A 2,528-nucleotide genomic window follows, 5' to 3' on the forward strand; every position below is an offset into this window, starting at 1 on the left:
CAAACAGGAAGATCTCTTCCTTGGAGGTGCCCCGATATGGTCCAGTCGATCAGGGCACATACCTCCAGAGAAAAAACCTGGCTTTAGCGGGAAAGACTATTGTGAGCGTGTGGTCATTTCATGGAATCACTCCATTTCCCTTCCTTCTTCTTTGGCAGCCCGTTCGCGGGATGGTATCTCCGGTTTGGTGTTGGCAGGAAAGAGAAAGGAGATTCGGATATGGTTACAAAACCACGCCTATATTCAGTTACAATCGTCCCCGCAACAAAAAGTGGGCGGACAACCATTCTCCGGGGGTGTTCCAGCCATATCCATATAGATAGCAGACTTCGTATATTGCGACTCGACAAGCGTCTTCAAACCTTTACTCGTAAAGGATGCAAGACGGTCACCTTCATAATACGGGAGAGGTTCTACCTGAAGCGTAAGAACGGTGTTTCCATCTGACAGTGACAACTGTGATACCTGAACCATGAACGTCGTCTCGTTGTCATCACCGGAGAAGACCAGTGCCGTACTCAGGGGATACGGCAGATTGGCAAGTCGCTCAACCGGAATCAGACTACTCTTCTCATTGTCAGTGATATGGTAATAAGGAACGATATCCTTCACGGTAATCACTGTTGCTCCGTCTGATCCATTCGTGATGGAACCCTCACCGCCCTGAACATACACCAGGTAACCGGGTGCTTCATCGGCGATACAAAATCCTGCAAGAGCAACCAGCAGAACTGAACAGATTACTCCACATCGTATCTGATTCATCATATTTCTCTCATCTCCATCCTCAGATACATAATAGAGTGTACAGCACTATTTTTTATAATGATAAATCCGAATTTGAATGATCGAAACTTCGCTCCTTGAAAGGTTCCCGTATCTAGTTCCTGGATGAATTGAGAAGCAAACAGGAAGATCTCTTCCTTGGAGGTGCCCCGATATGGTCCAGTCAATCAGGGCACATACCTCCAGAGAAAACCTGTTTTAGCAGGAAAAACGGTTGCGAGCGTGTTGGTTTTTCATTGAATCACTACATTTCCCATCATTCTTCTTCGGTAGTCCATTCGCGGGACGGTATGTCCGGTTTGGTGCTGGCTGGAGAGTTTAAATCTATTATAATCTGTACCATTCCATAGCCACTATCTATCAGTGTGTCATGGGCTATGCCCCGTTCCATCTCTCCATCAATGGAGGGATCATGATGCAGAAAGGGGTTGGTGAATTCTCCTGTGATACGGTCTTCTTGGGAGATGATGGGCAGAACATGACCGGCATTATGATCCGGACGATATTCGGGATCGATGAGCCTGACTATCTGCAATTGCGTAACGATTTATTCTCTCCAATTATGGGTTTATTCCATGAAACAGGCATTCCACGATCGTTGCACAACACCCACCCAGTGATACCATGAGATTCATCTGTACGAACTATAGAGCCCATATATCTATCAGGGGAGCAGACCTCAAGCCCTTATTCACCATGTATCTTGTTCTTGCTCGACATGACATCAGGATAGAGAACAGATGAGATATATTACTACAGGAGTTTTTCCGACTTTCCTGATGTTTGTGGAGAGATCTTCTTGGACGAGAATACAAAGTATACGGCACGAGAATAATTTTGACTGTTTTCTCATCCTCAAGAAAATTCTAACGAAAATTTGAGGGACTAATCCGGATTACACCCCACATTTACCGGTACCAGGGGGAAAAGAACCGTGATATGGAATCCGTTCAGAGGATAATAAAAAGACGTTATTGTTTTAAGTCAATTATCGGACCAGCCATCTGGTTGACAAAACGGCCAATCTTCGACCATGAATAGGTTCCATTATCCTCTTTGATCCTCCAATAATCAATATTTGCAAATTTCCTTTCACCTGCATCGGTGAGCGAGGTATACCCGGTTACTCCATAGAAGTGATCTGCATTCTCAACAAAGATGGCCCGTTTATCCGGAATTCCATGGCTCATCATATCAGTCATTGCTGCCAGATGGACAGCATCATGTATCACCACTGCATACGGGGTTGTTTTCATCCCGGTGATCTCCTGGATTCTTTTAGAGAATTCAATAAATGATGGTTCGTTTTCAAGTTCTCCAAATATTGTTGCCGTGAAATTCGTCTTTGCAGCAAACGCTGCAATGTCACTGTTCCTGGGTATGGTGTCCGATAAAGCAATGGCATCGGTCCCAAACCATGAAAATGATGCAAGATCCGGATATTCTGATGCTCCTTTGAGGATGTCTGCCGCCTCATTAAATCCTATAATGAGTATACCGGAATCAGATGATTTATCTACAGATTTTGTAGCACTTGTTACCTCATCAAGGGTCCGGTTGATAAAATCAGTATCCGGATCATAGAAGATTGGTTCCATAACGGTGAAATTTTCATTCCCTGAGAGATTATTGATTAATCCATAGAACTCACGACCATAGATATCATCACGAACCACCGGAATGACGGTGGTGATGTTTATTTTCTTAAACAGTTTCTGAAGTGCGAGAGCCTGAAGGGTATC

The 2,528-nt window shown here is 44.3% G+C and carries 3 protein-coding genes; all 3 read right to left on the bottom strand.

Features of this window, described 5'->3' with window-relative positions; genetic code table 11:
* Positions 1-243: 243 nt before the first annotated feature.
* Positions 244-768 carry a hypothetical protein gene (locus tag LUQ50_RS02040; protein ID WP_300035428.1) on the bottom strand — a complete coding sequence of 175 codons (525 nt, stop codon included), beginning with the start codon at positions 766-768 and terminating at the stop codon, positions 244-246.
* Between the two features lie 274 nt (positions 769-1,042).
* Positions 1,043-1,321: a hypothetical protein gene (locus LUQ50_RS02045; RefSeq protein ID WP_300035431.1), complete on the bottom strand. Its 279-nt coding sequence runs from the start codon at positions 1,319-1,321 to the stop codon at positions 1,043-1,045.
* A gap of 436 nt (positions 1,322-1,757) precedes the next feature.
* Positions 1,758-2,528: hypothetical protein (locus tag LUQ50_RS02050; RefSeq protein WP_300035434.1), on the bottom strand; the 771-nt coding region annotated here is incomplete at its 5' end.

Origin of the sequence: Methanospirillum sp., from assembly GCF_028679455.1 — an archaeon.
GTDB lineage: Archaea > Halobacteriota > Methanomicrobia > Methanomicrobiales > Methanospirillaceae > Methanospirillum.